The sequence below is a fragment of the Pseudofrankia coriaricola genome, assembly GCF_001854805.1.
Classification (GTDB): domain Bacteria; phylum Actinomycetota; class Actinomycetes; order Frankiales; family Frankiaceae; genus Pseudofrankia.
Genome location: NZ_MBLO01000236.1, coordinates 59,080 through 75,557, shown reverse-complemented (window position 1 = coordinate 75,557; position 16,478 = coordinate 59,080). Strand labels below are relative to the sequence as shown.

Annotated in this window: 18 protein-coding genes and 1 pseudogene; 13 read left to right on the top strand and 6 right to left on the bottom strand. The window is 70.6% G+C overall.

The features are described 5' to 3' along the window. Positions 1-71: 71 nt before the first annotated feature. Together BCD48_RS31480 and BCD48_RS31475 are read left to right on the top strand one after the other, a co-directional pair. A complete protein-coding gene (locus BCD48_RS31480) occupies positions 72-1,292 on the top strand; it encodes a cytochrome P450 (RefSeq protein ID WP_071052014.1) in 1,221 nt (406 codons plus the stop codon). Between the two features lie 153 nt (positions 1,293-1,445). Next, positions 1,446-1,913 (top strand): nuclear transport factor 2 family protein, encoded by a 468-nt coding sequence (locus tag BCD48_RS31475; RefSeq protein WP_071052013.1) that lies wholly within the window; start codon positions 1,446-1,448, stop codon positions 1,911-1,913. Between the two features lie 195 nt (positions 1,914-2,108). Here the strand turns inward: BCD48_RS31475 and BCD48_RS31470 are convergent, their stop codons facing one another. Further along, complete coding sequence (locus BCD48_RS31470; protein ID WP_071052012.1) at positions 2,109-2,378, bottom strand: GlsB/YeaQ/YmgE family stress response membrane protein; 270 nt, start codon at positions 2,376-2,378, stop codon at positions 2,109-2,111. Positions 2,379-2,937: 559 nt separating this feature from the next. Here BCD48_RS31470 and BCD48_RS31465 point away from each other — a divergent pair. The 3 genes from BCD48_RS31465 to pabB all read left to right on the top strand — a co-directional run bounded on the left by BCD48_RS31465 (position 2,938) and on the right by pabB (position 5,561). Continuing rightward, entirely contained in the window at positions 2,938-3,312 is a 375-nt protein-coding gene (locus BCD48_RS31465; protein WP_071052011.1) for a nuclear transport factor 2 family protein, read from the top strand. A 143-nt stretch (positions 3,313-3,455) separates the two neighbouring features. After that, on the top strand, positions 3,456-3,851 hold the full coding sequence (locus tag BCD48_RS31460; protein ID WP_071052010.1) for a DoxX family protein: 396 nt from the start codon (positions 3,456-3,458) through the stop codon (positions 3,849-3,851). A 552-nt stretch (positions 3,852-4,403) separates the two neighbouring features. Continuing rightward, positions 4,404-5,561 carry an aminodeoxychorismate synthase component I gene (gene pabB, locus BCD48_RS31455; protein WP_071052009.1) on the top strand — a complete coding sequence of 386 codons (1,158 nt, stop codon included), beginning with the start codon at positions 4,404-4,406 and terminating at the stop codon, positions 5,559-5,561. A gap of 235 nt (positions 5,562-5,796) precedes the next feature. Here the strand turns inward: pabB and BCD48_RS31450 are convergent, their stop codons facing one another. Together BCD48_RS31450 and BCD48_RS31445 are read right to left on the bottom strand one after the other, a co-directional pair. Further along, positions 5,797-6,195 carry a type II toxin-antitoxin system VapC family toxin gene (locus BCD48_RS31450; RefSeq protein ID WP_071052008.1) on the bottom strand — a complete coding sequence of 133 codons (399 nt, stop codon included), beginning with the start codon at positions 6,193-6,195 and terminating at the stop codon, positions 5,797-5,799. After that, entirely contained in the window at positions 6,180-6,437 is a 258-nt protein-coding gene (locus tag BCD48_RS31445) for a type II toxin-antitoxin system Phd/YefM family antitoxin (RefSeq protein ID WP_071052100.1), read from the bottom strand. Before BCD48_RS31445 ends, BCD48_RS31450 begins: the two co-directional genes overlap by 16 nt. Before the next feature lie 412 nt (positions 6,438-6,849). Between BCD48_RS31445 and BCD48_RS31440 the strand changes: the two genes are divergently transcribed. Both BCD48_RS31440 and BCD48_RS31435 read left to right on the top strand, forming a co-directional pair. Then, positions 6,850-7,137, top strand: a complete 288-nt coding sequence (locus BCD48_RS31440; RefSeq protein ID WP_241842145.1) for a 2-oxoglutarate and iron-dependent oxygenase domain-containing protein — start codon at positions 6,850-6,852, stop codon at positions 7,135-7,137. Between the two features lie 579 nt (positions 7,138-7,716). Continuing rightward, a complete protein-coding gene (locus BCD48_RS31435; RefSeq protein ID WP_241842144.1) occupies positions 7,717-8,901 on the top strand; it encodes an acyltransferase family protein in 1,185 nt (394 codons plus the stop codon). A 282-nt stretch (positions 8,902-9,183) separates the two neighbouring features. Here the strand turns inward: BCD48_RS31435 and BCD48_RS47560 are convergent. Then, positions 9,184-9,432 (bottom strand): annotated as a pseudogene (locus tag BCD48_RS47560) (helix-turn-helix domain-containing protein); the annotation flags it as partial. A gap of 374 nt (positions 9,433-9,806) precedes the next feature. Here BCD48_RS47560 and BCD48_RS55105 point away from each other — a divergent pair. The 5 genes from BCD48_RS55105 to BCD48_RS31410 all read left to right on the top strand — a co-directional run bounded on the left by BCD48_RS55105 (position 9,807) and on the right by BCD48_RS31410 (position 14,332). Further along, the gene (locus tag BCD48_RS55105) at positions 9,807-9,932 is read left to right on the top strand and encodes a hypothetical protein (RefSeq protein ID WP_274536600.1); all 126 of its coding nucleotides are present in this window, start codon (positions 9,807-9,809) and stop codon (positions 9,930-9,932) included. 42 nt (positions 9,933-9,974) lie between these two features. Beyond that, on the top strand, positions 9,975-10,946 hold the full coding sequence (locus BCD48_RS31425; RefSeq protein ID WP_071052004.1) for an aldo/keto reductase: 972 nt from the start codon (positions 9,975-9,977) through the stop codon (positions 10,944-10,946). Between the two features lie 162 nt (positions 10,947-11,108). Continuing rightward, positions 11,109-12,131, top strand: coding sequence for a zinc-binding dehydrogenase (locus BCD48_RS31420; RefSeq protein WP_071052003.1), 1,023 nt, complete (start codon positions 11,109-11,111; stop codon positions 12,129-12,131). A gap of 84 nt (positions 12,132-12,215) precedes the next feature. Next, complete coding sequence (locus BCD48_RS31415) at positions 12,216-12,980, top strand: carboxymuconolactone decarboxylase family protein (protein WP_071052002.1); 765 nt, start codon at positions 12,216-12,218, stop codon at positions 12,978-12,980. Between the two features lie 470 nt (positions 12,981-13,450). Continuing rightward, complete coding sequence (locus tag BCD48_RS31410) at positions 13,451-14,332, top strand: bifunctional 5,10-methylenetetrahydrofolate dehydrogenase/5,10-methenyltetrahydrofolate cyclohydrolase (protein WP_071052001.1); 882 nt, start codon at positions 13,451-13,453, stop codon at positions 14,330-14,332. A 148-nt stretch (positions 14,333-14,480) separates the two neighbouring features. Here BCD48_RS31410 and BCD48_RS56915 read toward each other — a convergent pair whose 3' ends face one another. Next, complete coding sequence (locus BCD48_RS56915; RefSeq protein WP_274536601.1) at positions 14,481-14,954, bottom strand: SDR family NAD(P)-dependent oxidoreductase; 474 nt, start codon at positions 14,952-14,954, stop codon at positions 14,481-14,483. After that, positions 14,836-15,315, bottom strand: a complete 480-nt coding sequence (locus BCD48_RS56910; protein WP_274536599.1) for an SDR family NAD(P)-dependent oxidoreductase — start codon at positions 15,313-15,315, stop codon at positions 14,836-14,838. Before BCD48_RS56910 ends, BCD48_RS56915 begins: the two co-directional genes overlap by 119 nt. Positions 15,316-15,638: 323 nt before the next feature. Here BCD48_RS56910 and BCD48_RS31400 point away from each other — a divergent pair, with 323 nt between their 5' ends. Continuing rightward, on the top strand, positions 15,639-16,394 hold the full coding sequence (locus tag BCD48_RS31400) for an SDR family NAD(P)-dependent oxidoreductase (RefSeq protein WP_071052000.1): 756 nt from the start codon (positions 15,639-15,641) through the stop codon (positions 16,392-16,394). Positions 16,395-16,478: the final 84 nt, after the last annotated feature.

Genomic DNA, 16,478 nt, shown 5'->3' with positions numbered 1-16,478 from the left:
CTGACCGCTCCCCACCTGCCTGGCCGTCGGGCGCGCGGCGCCCGATTCGGCCCGAACCCGAAGGGCGCCCGATGACAGCTCCGGCCGTGCGGCCCGACCTCAACCTGCTCGACGGCCATTTCTACGCCGGCGACCACGGCGACCCGCATGCCGTGTACGCCTGGTTACGGGCCAACGAGCCGGTCTTCTTCGACGAGCACAGCGGCCTGTGGGGGGTGGCCAGCTACGCGGCCGTGCTGGAGGCCGAGAGGAACCCGCGCCGGTTCTCCAGCGCGGGCGGCTCCCGGCCGCGCACCGGCGCCATCCCGCACATGATCGACATGGACGACCCGGAGCACACCAAGCGCCGCAAGCTGGTGAACAAGGGCTTCACCCCGCGCCGGGTCGGCTCGCGGCACGACTATCTCACCGGGGTCTGCGACCTGCTGATCGACCAGGTCTGCGAGGCGGGGGAGTGCGACTTCGTCCGCGACCTCGCCGCCCCGCTGCCGATGATCGTGATCGGCGACATGCTCGGTGTCGCTCCCGAGGACCGGGCGACACTGCTGCGCTGGTCGGACGACATGCTGAGCGCGCTCGACGCCCACGTGTCCGCCGAGCAGCTCACCCGGTCGGGGGAGGCGTTCGCCGGCTGGACCGAGCACATCACCCGCGTCGTCCACCAGCGCAGGACCGAGCCGACGGACGACCTGGTCAGCGTCCTGGTGCACGCCGAGATCGACGGCGACCGGCTGGACGACCAGGAGGTCTACAGCGAGTCGCTGCTGATCCTCATCGGCGGCGACGAGACCACCCGCCACGTGCTCTCCGGTGGGATGGAGGCCCTGCTGCTGCATCCCGACCAGCGGGACCTGCTCGCCGCCGAACCGGAGCGGATCCCGGCCGCGGTCGAGGAGATGCTGCGCTGGGTCTCGCCAGTGAAGAACATGTGCCGCACCGTCGTCGCCGACGAGACCTGGTACGGCGCCGAGCTCAAGGCCGGCCAGCAGATGCTGCTGCTCTACGAGTCGGCCAACTTCGACGACAGGATCTTCGAGGATCCGGAGCGTTTCGACGTCACCCGCGCGTCGAACGACCACCTGGCGTTCGGTTTCGGCACGCACTTCTGCCTCGGCAACCAGCTTGCCCGCCATGAGCTGACGACCATGTTCACCCGCCTGCTCGCCCGGCTGCCCGACCAGGAGCTCGCCGCTCCCGCCCCCCTGCCCCGCCGCGCCGCCAACTTCGTCTCCGGCATCGAGTCCATGCCCGTCCGCTTCACTCCCTCCGCCCCGCTCGGCGGCCCGCGGTAGGCCGGCCACGACAGCCCGAGGCCGGCCACCCGTATGAGGTTTCGGCGTGGAAAGGCGGGGCGAGGGGTACCAGGCGGTCTACACTGACGTGACGCAGCTCACAGATGGGTGGAGTGTCGGCGCGCCGGCGACACCTCGTGGACGGGAGCGAATGTGGCGGACTCTCCTGAGGAGCCGTTAGCGGCGGACCAGCTGGCCATCACCGGCCTGCTCGCGCGTTACTGCGTGTTGCTCGACATCGTGGACGTCGAGGGCTGGGTGGGCCTGTTCACGCCGGACGCCGTCTACGACGTGGACGGGCGTACATACCGCGGCCACAACGACCTGCGCCGGCTGTTCAAGGGGACCCAGCGCGGTCTGCACATGGCCGGGCCGCCGGTCATCGAGGCCGACGGGCCGGATCGGATACGCACCACGCGCAACGCCTTGTTCGTCAATCGGCACAACGGCGCGCTGCGCCATACCTTCTACCGCGACGAGCTGGTCCGGACCGCCGACGGGTGGCGGATAGCGGGCTGTGTCTGCCGGTTCGTCACCGGCGACGGGATCGTCGCCTGGCCCGACCATGGTCTCGAGTCGCCCGTCCACGGCATCGACAGCCCCGACTGGGCGGACGCGTAAGCCGAGGTTCCGCCGCCGGAATCCGGATGCGAACGGCGCGCGTCCCCGGCCGTAGACACGACAGCGGCGTCCTCCTCAGGGGAGGACGCCGCCACGGCGGCCAACGGTTCTCGGGCGACCAACGGTTCCCGGCCGGTTCCTGGTGTCGATCACCGCCCGATCAATGCCCGTTCCTCGACCGGTTTCCCAGGTCGGCTACCTGCGGCTGGAGCGGGACCTCCAGATGGGCTGCAGGATGACGATCGCGCCGGCCGCCACGGCGATCTGGAGGACGTGACGGACCCAGTCGACGCCGCCGGTGTGCCGGACGCCGGCGGCACTGGCGATGACGTTGCCGATCAGCGCGCCGATGATGCCGGCGACGATGGTCAGCCAGAGCGGCAGCTGCTGCCGCCCGCGCAGCACCGCGCGCGCCAGAGCGCCGATGATCAGACCGGAGATCACGATCCAGATGATTTGGAACACGGTGGTGCCCTCGTTTCGTGCGTAGCCCCGAACACCCTGGAAGGCAAGGTGTGAAGCGGGAGAGTACCGCCTCCGCCCGGTGCATTGGGAGGCATCGGCATCAACCTGGCGGACAATCGAGGTTTACGGGCGTCTGATGGCACCTTCGGGAGACGAGGAACCGTCTGGTATCGCCGGCGTGTTCTCGGCGAGCAGCGGCGCAACCGCTCGGTGGTGATGCTCCGTATGCGCGCGATCCTGATGGGCGACCATCTGTAGTCGGTGACGTCACACCCGATCCCGATCACGGCCAATCCGCCCGCGCCCGCCGCGACGCTCAGCGGCCTCGCCACCCGCCCACGACGACGCCCGGCGACCCCACTGCGCGATCCCTGGCGAGCCAGGGTGATCCGGCGGCGGGCCCGTCCGACCGCCCACGCTCCCGGCTCCGGCCCTGGCCATTACCCGTGCGGTAATCGACCCGTTTCCCGAACCGCGACATGGTTGCCATGCCGGAACGTCCGGCCAGGAACCCGGGAGATTTCCGGTGGCATTTCCTGGAAGCCGCGAGGAGACCGCCATGAGTGTGCACGAGACAGCCGTCGAGCGATACCTCGCCGCCTGGAACGCGGCCGAGCCGTCGGGAACCGCGGCGGCCGTCGCCGCGGCGTGGGCCGAGGACGGCGGTTACACCGACCCACTCGCGAGCGTCACCGGCCATCAGGAGATCTTCGGTCTCATCGGCGCCGTCCAGGCGCAGTTCCCAGGACACCGGTTCCGCTTGTCCGGCACCGTCGACGGCCACCACGACGTCGCCCGCTTCGGCTGGGAGCTGGTCGCCGCGGACGGCTCGGCGCCCGTCGCCGGCTTCGATGTGCTCACCCTCGACCCCGACGGCCGCATCCGCTCCGTCATCGGCTTCCTCGACCGCGTCCCCGCGCCCGCCCCCACCTGAGGGCCAAAGCGGGTGAGGCGCCGTCGGCAGGGCCGGGAAGCCGTCGAGTCCGGTGTCAGTAGCCGCATACGGCCAGCGGCGTCCCCACGTAGGCGGCGGAGCGGTCGGGAGCGTGCGGCCGCTCGTGATGGTTCGATATGCCCATGGATCGCAAGCGGTTCACCCGACCGAGCCCCCGGGTGGTGACCGGGGCGTTCCTGGTCAGCGGAATGGTTCACCTGGCGCGCCCCTCCTTCTTCGAGCCCCTGATACCGCGGGCGCTGCCGCGTCCTCGCGAGATCGTCTACGTCAGCGGCGTCGCCGAACTGGTCTGCGCGGCCGGGCTGCTGGCGAAGGCCCCCTGGGCGGGACCCGCCAGCGCCGCCGTGCTCGTGGGCGTGTGGCCGGGCAACCTGCAGATGGCGCTGGACGCCACGGCCCGGGTCCGCCGGAGCGGCGGCCAGCCGCGTGACGTCGCGCTGGCCGCGCTGGCCTGGGCCCGCATGCCGCTGCAGATCCCGATGCTGCGCGCCGCGCTGTCCGCTCGCCGGGCCTCGTAGGCCGCCCCGGCCGCGGTCAGCCGTCGCCGAGGCCGGTGTCCTCCAGGTCGAGGTCGCGCTGACGCCGCGGCGGGCGGCGTCGCTGATCTCGCCCGCGTCGTACAGCCGGTTGAGCTCGGTGTTCTCGACGGCGATGAGGTCGCGGCACAGATCCCGGTAGGCCTCGGCGGCCGGGTCGGGCCGGCCTTCCCACGCGCCGTAGGCGAAACCGATGGTCGGCGTGTGCGAGGCGGCGACGCCGCCGATGATCCTGGTCGCTGTCCTTTTCCGCTCATCCGGTCGGCTGGGCGCCGCCGTCGACGACCAGGCCCGTCAGGTTCGTCCCGGTGATCAGACGGCCCGAACTGGCCCAAACGGGGCGGCGTCGTCCGACGGTGGTCGGGCGTGGTGGCGATGGTGAGAGAGAACGCGTCATCCGGCCGCGCCAGGTGGCGCGACGGGTCCTTAGCCTGGACCTCGTACCTTCTGAGCACGCGGGACCAGAACCGAGGACCAGAACCGAGGACCAGAACGCGGGGCAGAGAGCACAGGACGCGGGACGCAGGAGAGACGATGTCGTCCGGTTACGCCAGGTTCGACGATCTGCGCGCCGGTGTGGCCTGGGAGTTCTCCCGGACAGCCTCCACCCTGGAGGCGGCGAGCCCCGGCGACGTCGCCGGGCTGCTCGCCGACGTCGAGGCGGCCGCCGCCGGCGGCTGGTGGGCCTACGGCTACGTCGCCTACGAGGCGGCGGCGGGGCTCGACGCCACGCTCGCCGTCGACGCGCCGCTGCCCGGGCTGCCGCTGGCCTGGTTCGGCGTCTGCCCTCCGCCGCGGTTGGTCCCCACGGTGCGCGAGAGCGACCCCGCCTCCTACCGGGTCGGCGAGTGGGCCGCCGCGTGGGACGAGGACGCGCACACCGCGCGGGTCGCGGCCGTGCGCCGTGCCATCGCCGCCGGCGAGACCTACCAGTGCAACCTGACCACTCGGCTGACCGCCGAGACCGAGGGCGACGACCGCGCCCTGTACGCCGACCTCGCGCTCGGTCAACGCGGCTCCTACAACGCATATCTCGATCTCGGCCGCTTCGCCGTCGCGAGCGCCAGCCCGGAGCTGTTCTTCGAGACGAGCGGCCGCGCCGTGCGGATGCGGCCGATGAAGGGCACCGCGCGCCGGGGGGACACCCCCGCCCAGGACGCCGCGATGGTGGCCGCGTTACGCGCCAGCGAGAAGGAACGCGCTGAGAACATCATGATCGTCGACCTGGTTCGCAACGACCTCGCCCGGGTCGCGACGACCGGCAGCGTCCGGGTCACCTCGCTGTGCCGCGCGGAACGCTACGAGACCGTGCACCAGCTGACCTCGGGCGTCTCCGCGGTGCTGCGCCCTGACGCCGGGCTCACCGACGTGTTCCGCGCGCTGTTCCCCTGTGGCTCGGTAACCGGCGCGCCCAAGGTGCGCACCATGGAACTGATCCGCGACCTGGAGGACGGCCCCCGCGGCGTCTACTGCGGCGCGATCGGCATGGTCGCGCCACCGGGTGCGGCCCCGTTCGAGGCGCGCTTCAGCGTCCCCATCCGTACCGCCCTCATCGACCGGGCCGCCGGCCTCGCGACCTACGGCGCCGGCGGCGGCATCACCTGGAGCTCCGACCCGGCCGCCGAGTACGCCGAGCTGCGCGCCAAGGCCGAGATCCTCACCCGCCTCGCCAGCCCGGCGGTCCGCCGTTAGTGATCAGGGCCGGCCTGGCCGGGCCACCTGCGGCGACGGAAAGCCGCCGGCGGCCGGTGGCGCGAGAGGCCGCCGGTGATCCGGTGGGATTTTCGGCGCCCTGACCCCGACGATCCCACCAGATCACGGACGCCACCGTGTGGCAGCCGACCATCACCATGACCTCCGTAGCGCTGGCCTCATGGCCAATCGCACGGCGCCGCTGACGCACGGCCGCGCCCGTAGGCCTCCGTGCCTACAGCTCGGTCGCGAGTACACCGGGAAGATCGGCGAATCGCGCCTTCGCGTCGAGGCTGACGATGACCCGGCCGGTCTCCACGGCGTGCGCGGCGATGATCAGGTCATGCGCGCCGCGCGGTCGACCGCTCCGGCGAGCCCAGGCGATCAGCTGGGCGTGATGAACGGCTGTGCCCTCCGTGTATGCCAACACATCCAACACGGACATCATGGCGGCCAGCGATCGGGCACGTTCAGCCGCCCGGTTCGCGCTGTCAGCCATTTCGATTCCCACGCGATACTCGGCGACAGTGATCGCCGCGACGGCGAGTTCGTCATCATCCAAGGCGGACCGGTCGATCTTGCCGCGCTCGTACGCGATCAGCAGGTTGGTGTCGAGGATCAGGCGTCGGCCCACGGATCACCTTCATAGGACTCAAGGTCACCTACCGCGGCGGCGATGCTCTCCTCGAACGCGTCGTCGGGCGGCGCCGTCCCAGCCAAGACGGCCCGAAGATCCGCACCTGTTCGCCGATGCGTCGGGCCGATCTGAGCGATCGGCCGGTTGCCGCGGGTGATGGTGATGATCTCACCGGCCGCGACGGCGTCCAGCAGATCCGAGAACCTGCGCGAGGCCTCGGTCGCCGTGATGACCCTCATGACCATCAGTCTAATCTGAGAATCAGATTTCGCCACCCCATCGGGGCCTCTGCCACGAACAGTGGCGCCCGGCCGCGGACCGTACGCCCCTTCGGCGGCAGGCCAGGGCACAGGATCCGCGAGTCGGCCCCGGAGCCCGTGGGGAAGCTGGAGCCAGCCGGCATGCGGCTGATCATCTGGGTCGGCCTAGACCGTTGAGTCCATGCGGGTGCTCATCTGCCGCCGGCTGCCAGTATCGACCCTGCCTCGCCGGTCTGGTCCCGGACCCGAGTAATTTCGTTTCCTCGCTCTGGCTCCGACGAGCCCACCGGATCACGACCTTCGCCGGCACGGTCGCGGGGGAGGGCCGTCGATGACCCGCGAACAGGGACCGGATGGCGGCCGGCGGGCCGCGTCCGTGCATGACGCGCCGGTGGACCTGAGCGGCTGGTGGTCCGGCGACCCGGCCGCGCCTGAGGCCATCGCCGCCGCCGTCGACCGGGCCTGCCACGAGACCGATTTCCTGCTTCTGGAGGGCCACGGGGTCCCGGACGACGCGATGGACCGCTTTGTGGCGTGCTGCGACGAGTTCTTCGCGCTTCCCGAGGCTGACAAGCTGGCCTGCCGGCTTCCCAAGGTCCCCGATGGCAACAACATCGGCTATACCGCCTTCGGCGAGGAGGCGTCGGCAGCCCGAACAGCAGTCGATCATGGATGGTGACCGCCGGCGTATGGGCGCCCCTGGCGGGCTCCCCCGCCATCTTCCGAACCACGGGCTGACGTCGCACCCCCGGGCCGCCCGGCGCATGCGACATCCAGCTGGTGCGCGTCCCTTGCGGCCGCAGGCTCCCGCGTCGAGTAATCATCTACTCGGCTGTAGTAGCATCGCGACCGTCCAGGCGAACCTGACATTAACGTATGAGTAGGGTTAGTCCATGTCGGCCAGGAAGGTCCCGGATCGGGCGGTCGTAAGCCGAAGGGAAGGGCTGGGGTGAGTCGGAGACGCGACCTCCTGGTGGCCTCTGCCTCGGCCGCCGCGGTTGGTTCCGACTGCCCAGGGGTCAGCGTCGTCCGACCGGCGTTCGGCCACGCCGCATGACCATGGCGACGAGTGCGATCGCGTCGGGTTGTGCCGCCAGAACCTGATCACGGCGCCGCGGCTGGTGGCTGCCTCGGTGTTCACGGTGGCATCCGGCTGCGCGCCGCGAATGGCACCAGCTCGCCCGCATGATTGGCGTGGTCATCCTCCGCATCGGCGCCGACCGCGCCCGCAGGTCTCCCGACAACTGAGAAGGGCACGGTGACCGAGAGGATGTCGCCATCGTCCGGCCGGCACCGAGCCGCGTCCAGACCCAGAGCCAACCCGCCATCTCAGGCTCGTCGCGACCTGCCGTCACTGACCGGTCTGCGAGGCGTCGCCGCCACCCTCGTGTTTATCCGCCACATCGACGCGGATGTCGAGGAAGCAATTCCCATGGTGCCACTCGGCAACATCGGATATGTCGGTGTCATGTTCTTCTTCATGCTCTCAGGATTCGTACTCACCTGGTCCGCCCGTCCGGGAACCCGTGCCCAGTTCTACTGGCGTCGGTTCGCCAGGATCTACCCGCTGTACCTTGTCGCGATCGTGTTGTGGCTCGTCGTCGCCTGGTCGTTTGGGCTGATCGGCGAATTCGGATCGAAACCCGCCTCCATTCTTCCGAGCTTGCTGCTTATTCAGGCCTGGATTCCCACCCAGTCGATCTACTTCGGCTGGGGCGGCGCGGTGCTGTGGTCGCTGTCGTGCGAGGCGTTCTTCTACCTCGTCTTCCCGCTTGTTTACCAGCGGCTCGCGGCCCGGACCAACGCGGACCGGATCCGCGCGGCCCTCCTCGTCGTCCTGCCGACGGCGGCCGTGGCCTGCCTGGCCGGCGCGGTGGACCCCCGCCTCGACCTCGCCCTCTACGCCAACCCGGCGGTGCGGGTCGGAGAGTTCGTCCTCGGTATCGTGCTGGGACTTCTGGCACAGGACGGCGTGCGCGGCACAGCGAGACAGCGCCGGGCACTCGCCGTCCTCGCGATCGCCTGGCTAGCCGTCCCGATCATGCTCGGTTACCGCTACAGCGACCACCCGGGCCTCATCGACACCCTCGCCCTGCCGTCGTTCGCGGCAATCATCTTCCTGGTCGGCACCCGGGAGGCGGACGGCCACAGAGTACCCATCGCGAGTGCCCGCCCTCTCGTCTATTTCGGCGTGGTCTCCTACGCCTTCTATCTCGTCCACCCCGGCGCACTCGCGGTCGTCAGTAAACTCGGCTGGTTCGACACGACCAGCGCAGCCGCGGCGGCTCTTGCCGTACTCGCGGGTTTCCTCTTCTCCATCGCGCTTGGCGCGCTCCTGCACCACACCGTGGAACGGCCAGCCCACCGATACCTGCTGCATAGATTCCGAGGCCCGCGCGATCAACGGGTCAAACTCGCCGCGCGCCCAGTCGGAACCCGGTAGGACAGCGGCCGGCGCAGGTGTTGGCCCAGCCCTCACCTCTACTTCGCGAGGGCTTCAACCTCCACGGCAGTGCTTCCTCTGTCGCTGTCCGCGGCCGGGCTCACCGGGGTGCTCGCCGCCGTGGCGGTCGCGCTCATGGCCGGCGGCTTCACCACCCTGCGCCGCGTGACGATCTGACAGACCGGCGGACCGAGCCACCGGTGGCTTCGGCGTGGCGTCCCAGCTGGCGAGGAGCTTGAGGCCGTCGGCCGTGGGGGTGCCGGCCGGCGCGGTGTAGACGAGCAGGGTGAGCGCGGTCGCGAGGCCGTCGAGGACCGCGTCGGAGGCGCCGGCGAGGTTCCCGCGCTCCATCCGGACGTAGTAGTCGATGCTCACCCCTGCCAGCAGCGCGACCTCCTCGCGACGTAGGCCCTTGACGCGGCGGTTGCCGCCGCCGTAGGCGGGCAGCCCGGCCTCCTCGGGGGTGATCCGCTCCCGCCGCGAGACGAGGAACTCGCGGGCCTGGGCCCGGTTGCCCGCGCGGCTGTCCATGCCTCACGGTAGGCGCGGCCAGCGGCAGGAAGGGGGTACTGCTGTTGCCTGGAAAGCCAGGCACTCCCCGGGATGGTCGGGCCGCGCCAGAGTCGGTGAGGTGACCGCATCGACCACCGCAACCACCCGTCACGCTGCCACGACGTCGATCCTGGCGGTAGGCCTTGCCAACTGTTTCATGATCTGTTCGACGGCCCGATCATCTTCCACGCCGTACCGAAGATCCAGGTCGCGAAGGGGTACGTCCACGCGGCCGGTCGGACGCTGCACGTCACCAAGGGCGTCGGCGCTGCGATGCCGCGAGACGGCACCGCGATCGTGAAGCGACCGGCGACACCGTCCATGCCCCGCCCGGTGGGTGGCACTGGCACGGCATGATGCGTGACCGGTTCGTGACCCACCTGGCGATCTGGGATGCCGCCGCGGAATCGGCCGCCGCGGAGACCACCTGGGAGGAGCCGGTCACCGACGACGACTACCAGCGGGCTCGACCGCGGTAACCGCGCCGCACGCGGCACGACACAGGACTGGGAGAAGTGACCATGAAGCACATCACGTTGCGGGATCTGGATGTTTCCCGGATCGGCCTGGGCGCGATGGGGATGTCGTTCGGGTACACCGGAGCGAGCAGCGACGACGACGAGTCGATACGGACCATCCACCGCGCTCTGGATCTGGGTGTCACCTTCATCGACACCGCCGAGGTCTATGGACCGTTCACCAACGAGGAGCTGGTGGGGCGGGCGCTCAAGGGACGCCGGGACGAGGTCGTGCTGGCCACGAAGTTCGGCATGATCTCCCACACCGGCCGCGGCGGCCTCGACAGCAGCCCGGCCAACATCCGTACCGCGGTCGAAGGGTCGCTGCGGCGCCTGGGCACCGACTACATCGACCTGTACTACCAACACCGCGTCGACCCGGACACCCCGATCGAGGACACCATCGGCGCCCTGGCCGGGCTGGTGTCCGAGGGGAAGATCCGCCACCTCGGGCTGTCCGAGGCCGGGGTGAACACCATCCGCCGCGCGCACGCCGTCCACCCGATCACCGCGCTCCAGTCCGAGTACTCCCTGTGGACCCGCGACCCGGAGCCGGCCGTCCTGCCGCTGCTGCGCGAGCTGCGCATCGGCTTCGTGCCCTACTCCCCGCTGGGACACGGGTTCCTCACCGGCCACATCCGCTCGCTCGACCAGCTCGACGACAGCGACTGGCGCAAGACCAACCCGCGGTTCACGGGTGGGAACTTCCAGCGCAACCTGCGCATCGCCGACGAGGTCGCGGCCGTCGCCACCGAGGCCGGCGCGACCCCGGCCCAGGTGGCGATCGCCTGGCTGCTGACCAAGGGCGACGACATCGCCCCGATCCCCGGCACCAAGCGGGTCTCGCGCGTCGAGGAGAACATCGCCGCCGAGAGCCGCACGCTCACCCCTGAGCAGATCGACAGGCTGGATCGGCTCACCCCGCCGGCCGGCGATCATCACAACGAGGAGCAGATGCGGATGATCGACCGCTGACCCACGCACGCTGTGGCTCGGCCGGAGCGCACGCGCCCGGACGCACCCGCGCGCGAGCCGTGTGGTCGCGGGTGAAGACCCGGCGCGGCCCCGGCACGCCCGTTCACTGCTTCTTGGTCTCTCGATCACAAAGGACAACCACACATCGTGCGAGCGACATTCATGTACGGAGCCGGTGACGTCCGCGTCGAGGACGTCACCGACGCGAAGCTGCACGAGTCGACGGATGCCGTCGTGCGGGTGGTACTGGCCTGCGTGTGCGGCTCTGACCTGCATCCGTATCACTCCATGCCTCCCGCCGACGAGGGCGTCCCGATGGGGCATGAGTTCCTCGGCGTGGTGGAGGAGGTCGGCTCGGAGGTGGCCGGCCTGGCGCCCGGTGACTTCGTCGTGTCCCCGTTCGCGTTCTCCGACAACACCTGCGCGTTCTGCCACGAGGGGTTCCACACTGCCTGCGTGCACGGCGGCTGGTACGGCGCCCGTGGGATCGGCGGCGCGCAGGCCGAGGCGGTGCGGGTCCCGCAGGCCGCGGGAACGCTCGTGAAGATCCCGAGCGACGTCGACGAGGCGCTGTGGCCCTCGCTGCTGACCCTGTCGGACGTGTACCTCACCGGTTACCACGCCGCGCACATGGGCAGGGTGGCTCCGGGCAGGACCGTCACCGTCATCGGCGACGGCGCGGTCGGCCTGTCCGCGGTCCTCGCCTCGAAGCGGCTCGGAGCCGAGCGGATCATCCTCATGGGCCGGCACACCGACCGCACCGACCTGGGACGCGAGTTCGGAGCCACCGACGTCGTCGCCGAACGAGGCGAAGAGGGCATCGCGAAGGTCCTGGAACTCACCGGCGGCGAGGGCAGCCACATCGTGCTCGAAGCCGTCGGACACATGCCCGCCTACGAGCAGGCGTACGGCATCGTGCGGCCCGGCGGCACCATCTCCCGGGTCGGCGTGCCCCAGTACGAGCAGGCACCGGTCGGGTTCGGGTCGCTGTTCGGCAAGAACGCCACCCTCACCGGCGGACCCGCCCCCGTACGGGCATACATCGAGCAGGCCCTGCCCGACGTGCTCGAAGGCCGGATCGAGCCCGGCAAGGTCTTCGACCGCACCGTCGACCTCGACCACGTCGCCGACGCCTACCAGGCCATGGACTCCCGGCAGGCCCTGAAGGTCGTCGTCCGTCCCTGACCCGGCGGCCCCTGACCCGGCGGTCCCAGACCCGGCGGCGCAGGTCGCCCCATCGCTTCAGCCCGGATGAGAAGGAGGCCGACGATGGCACCCACCGACCAGGCCCGCCGCAACCATGACGCGCTGTTTCCCGGTCACGTGTCCACGCTGGCGGTGACCGACCCCGAGCTCATCGAGTACTTCGACGACTTCGCCTTCGACGAGGTCCTCGCCGAGAGCCGTCTCGATGTCCGCACCCGGCTCATGGTCCAGCTCGCGGCGATGATCGCCTGCCAGGCCCTGGCCGAGTACCGGGTCATGCTCGGCGCGGCGCTCACCGCCGGCGTGAGCCCCGTCCAGGTCAAGGAGATCGTCTACCAGGCCGTGCCCTACGTCGGGATGGCGAAGGTGTTCGGCTTCCTGCACGCCACCAACGACGTCCTGACCGAACGCGGCGTCAGGCTACCACTGCCTGGCCAGTCCACCACGACCTCGGAAAGCCGCGCCGCGCGTGGACTGGCGGTGCAGAAGCAGATCATCGGCAACGGTGCCGTGGACGCTCTGTACGCGGGTGCACCCGCGGACGAGCAGCCCATCCAGCGGTTCTTGTCAGCCAACTGCTTCGGTGACCACTACACCCGCACCGGCCTCGACATTCCCACCCGTGAGCTGCTCACCTTCGCCATGCTCGTCGCCCTCGGGGGCTGCGACCCGCAGGTCAAAGGCCACGTCGCGGCGAACCTGCACGTCGGCAACGACCGGGCCCGCCTGCTCGACGTCCTCACCCAGCTCATCCCCTACATCGGCTATCCCCGCATCCTCAACGGGGTGCGTGCCCTGGACGAGGTTGCCGCCGGCCCGCGGCGGTGACACACCCCTGGATCAGCGCGGAGGACGCGATGACACAACGCACCTGGCTCGTCACCGGCGTGAGCAGCCGGCGACCTCCGCCACGAGTACCGGCGCGCTGTCCTCAGGTACCGCGTGCGGTACCGGGTGGGCAGGTGGGTGACGGCGGAGGCCGGCTGAGTAGCTGCCAGGCTGGTCCTGACGACCGCCGCGGAGCAGGGGCGCCGACGCGGAGCGCCTGGCGCCCGCCCGCGCCGTAGCCTGGCACTGCGACCACCGCGTCCTCCGCGACGGCGGCTCGACCGTCGTGCCGCGACATCATCGTGCCGCGACACCGGAGGCCGTGACATCGGAGGCCGTGACATCGAAGACCGTGACACCCAAGGTCGTGACACCGCGGGCCGTGACACCGAATCGGGCGTCGGGCGCGCGAGGCTTTCGCATCGGCGCGCGTCCAGCGCCAGGACCGACTCCCAGGAGACCGAGACCGTATGACCGCGCAGATCCTTGACGGCAGGGCCCAGTCGGCGGCGATCCTTGATCGCGTCGAGCGGGAGGTGGCCGAGTTCGTCGCCGCCCACGGCCGCGTCCCGGTGCTGGCGACGGTGCTCGTCGGCGACGATCCGGCCTCCCGCACCTATGTCCGGATGAAGGCGAACCGCTGCGCCAAGGTCGGCATGCAGTCGCGCCGCCTCGAGCTGGACGCGTCGATCTCGACGGAGACCCTGATCGAGGCGATCCGGGAGCTGTCCACCGACCCGGAGGTCGACGGCATCCTGCTGCAGCACCCGGTGCCCGACCAGATCGACGAGCGGGCCGCCTTCGAGGCGATCGCCCCGTCGAAGGACGTCGACGGCGTCACGAGGACGTCGTTCGCGATGATGGCGTTCGACGAGGGCGGCTTCCGGTCGGCCACGCCGGGCGGGATCATGGCGTTGATCGACGCCTACGACATTCCGCTGGCCGGTAAGCATGCCGTCGTAATCGGGCGCAGCCCCATCCTCGGCAAGCCGGTCGGCATGCTCCTGCTCGCGCGCAACGCCACCGTCACCTACTGCCACTCCCGCACCGCGGACCTGGCCGGCCACGTCGCCCGCGCCGACGTCGTCGTCGCCGCCGTCGGCCGTCCGGCCCTGATCAAGGGTGACTGGATCAAGCCCGGCGCCGTGGTCGTCGACGCCGGCTACGCCGACAACCAGGGCGATGTCGAGTACGAACCGGCTGCCGAGCGCGCCTCCTACATCACCCCGGTTCCCGGTGGCGTCGGCCCCATGACCATCGCCGTCCTCATCGACCAGACCATGCAGGCCGCCCGCGCCCGCGAGTCCGCCCGCGCCGGCGACCTCACCCCCGCCGGCACCCCGGAGAAGTAGGCGGGCCCACGTCGCGGCGGACGCATCCGCCGCTGTGATCATCCGAATCGGGACTGGATCCGGATCCGTGCTGGTGCCGCCGGCGCCCGCCGCGGCCAGCGGCGCCCGCGGCTCGCGGCGCTGGCGGGCCACGACGTTGGCGGCCTGGTCAGAGGTGCCTGGGGCGGTTGACGAAACGGCCTTCCCTGGGTGAGTAGAACCAGCCGCCGCCGGCCTTCGTGCCGCCGTCGACGGGGATGTTGTGGCCGGTGACGAACGACGAGAGGTCGCTGGCGAGGAAGAGCGCGACGCGGGCCTGGTCCTCTGGCCAGCCGAGCCGGCCGACGGGCGCCCACGAGCCCCACAGGTCGTCGTGGTCCTCGTAGCCCGTGAGGTAGTCGACCTGCGGCGTCTGGGTCAGGTCGGGACCGATCCCGTTGACCCGAATGCCGTGGCGGCCCATGGTCACCGCGAGGCTGGTCGTGAAATGAGCGGCGCCGGCCTTCATGGCGCCGTACACCGGGTCACCCGGGTATCCGCGCATCCCCTCCACCGAGTGCATGTTGACAATGCTCCCGCGGCGCCGCTCCATCATCGACGGGATGAACGCGCGCGTGACGGCGAAGACGTGCAGCAGGTTGATCTCGTACATCTGTCGCCACGACTCGGCCGACGACTGGGGGGAACCGCGTGAGCGGCCGGTAGTCACCGACGTTGTTGACCAGCACGTCGACCCGGCCGTGCTCGGCTAGCACCGCATCCGCGAGCCGCGCCACGTCCTGCTCCACCCGGACGTCGAGTACGTGCGCGCGCACCGTCCCGCCGGTGTCCGTCACCTCGGCACGCAGCCGTTCGGCCCGCTCCGGGTCGATCTCGGCGGCCTCGACGAGAGCGCCATGCTCGGCGAACAGCCGCGCGATGGCGCCGCCGATCCCGTCGCCACCCCCGGTGACCACGGCGACCCGCCCCTCAAGAAGCCGGTTCCAGTTCTCTATCGGCGGCACCTGCGCGGCCCGCCGTTCCTCGCTCCCGCTCGCCGGGGCACCGTACTCTTCCCGGAAGCCGGCAGTGAGAACAATGTTCTAGTGAAGGCCGGTCGATCACGGCTGGCCGCATCGCGCGCCGCGTCGTGCGCCGCGTCGTGCGTCGCGTGCCGCATGCCAGGTCGGGTCCGGTCGGTTCGGATCAGCGGGGTGCGGCGCGGCTCGGCAGGATGCGTCGCGGGGCCGCTCGCCCGCGCAGCGCGGGCGACGCCCTGATCGCTGGCGGACGGTGTGACAACCGGCGGGCTGGGGGATCCCGGCCCGCATGCCAGAGGAGGTACGGAATGTTCGAACTGGCGGGGCACGTGGCGCTGGTGACCGGGGCAGGCCAGAACATGGGCGCGGGCGTGGCGCGCGCGTTAGCGGCCCAGGGGGCGGTGGTAGCCGTGAACGATCTCTCTCCCGAGCGGGCCGAAGCCACGCGCAAGGAGATCGAGGCGGCCGGTGGGACGGCGATCGCCGTCGCGTTCGACGTCCTGGATGCCGACGCGGTGCGGGCGTCGGTGGCGTGGGTCCGGGCCGAGACGGGCCGGCCCATCGACATCCTGGTGAACAACGCCGGCATTCACCCGGACATGGGCGCCGTCCAGTTCCGCCAGCTCGACCCGGCCCGGTGGCGCGGACCGATCGACCTGAACATCTACGGTTCGCTGCACTGCATTCATGCCGTGCTCGAGGACATGTGCGCGGCCGGCTGGGGACGGATCGTGCAGATCTCCTCGGGCGCCGGCCGCACCGGGCTGAACATCGGCGTCGCGGTCTACGGCGCCGGCAAGAGCGGCATCGAGGGTTTCATCCGCCACCTTTCCCAGGAGGTCGCGGCCCACGGCGTGACGGCGAACAGCCTCGCGCTCGGCCTGATGAACAACTCAGCCCGGGGCGACGCTTCGGTCACCGCCCACATGGCCGCGTCGGTCCCGGCGAAGCGGCTCGGCACCCCCGAGGACGTGGGCGCCGCCGTCGTCTTCCTCGCCTCCCCGGAGGCATCCTGGCTGACCGGCCAGACCATCAACCTCAACGGCGGTGCGACGACGAACTGAGTCCGGAGCTGGAGCGTGTCACTTGGGCACGTTCATGGACAGGCTGATCCAACACAGTTCGATCCGGTGGCGGGCATGTGTGTT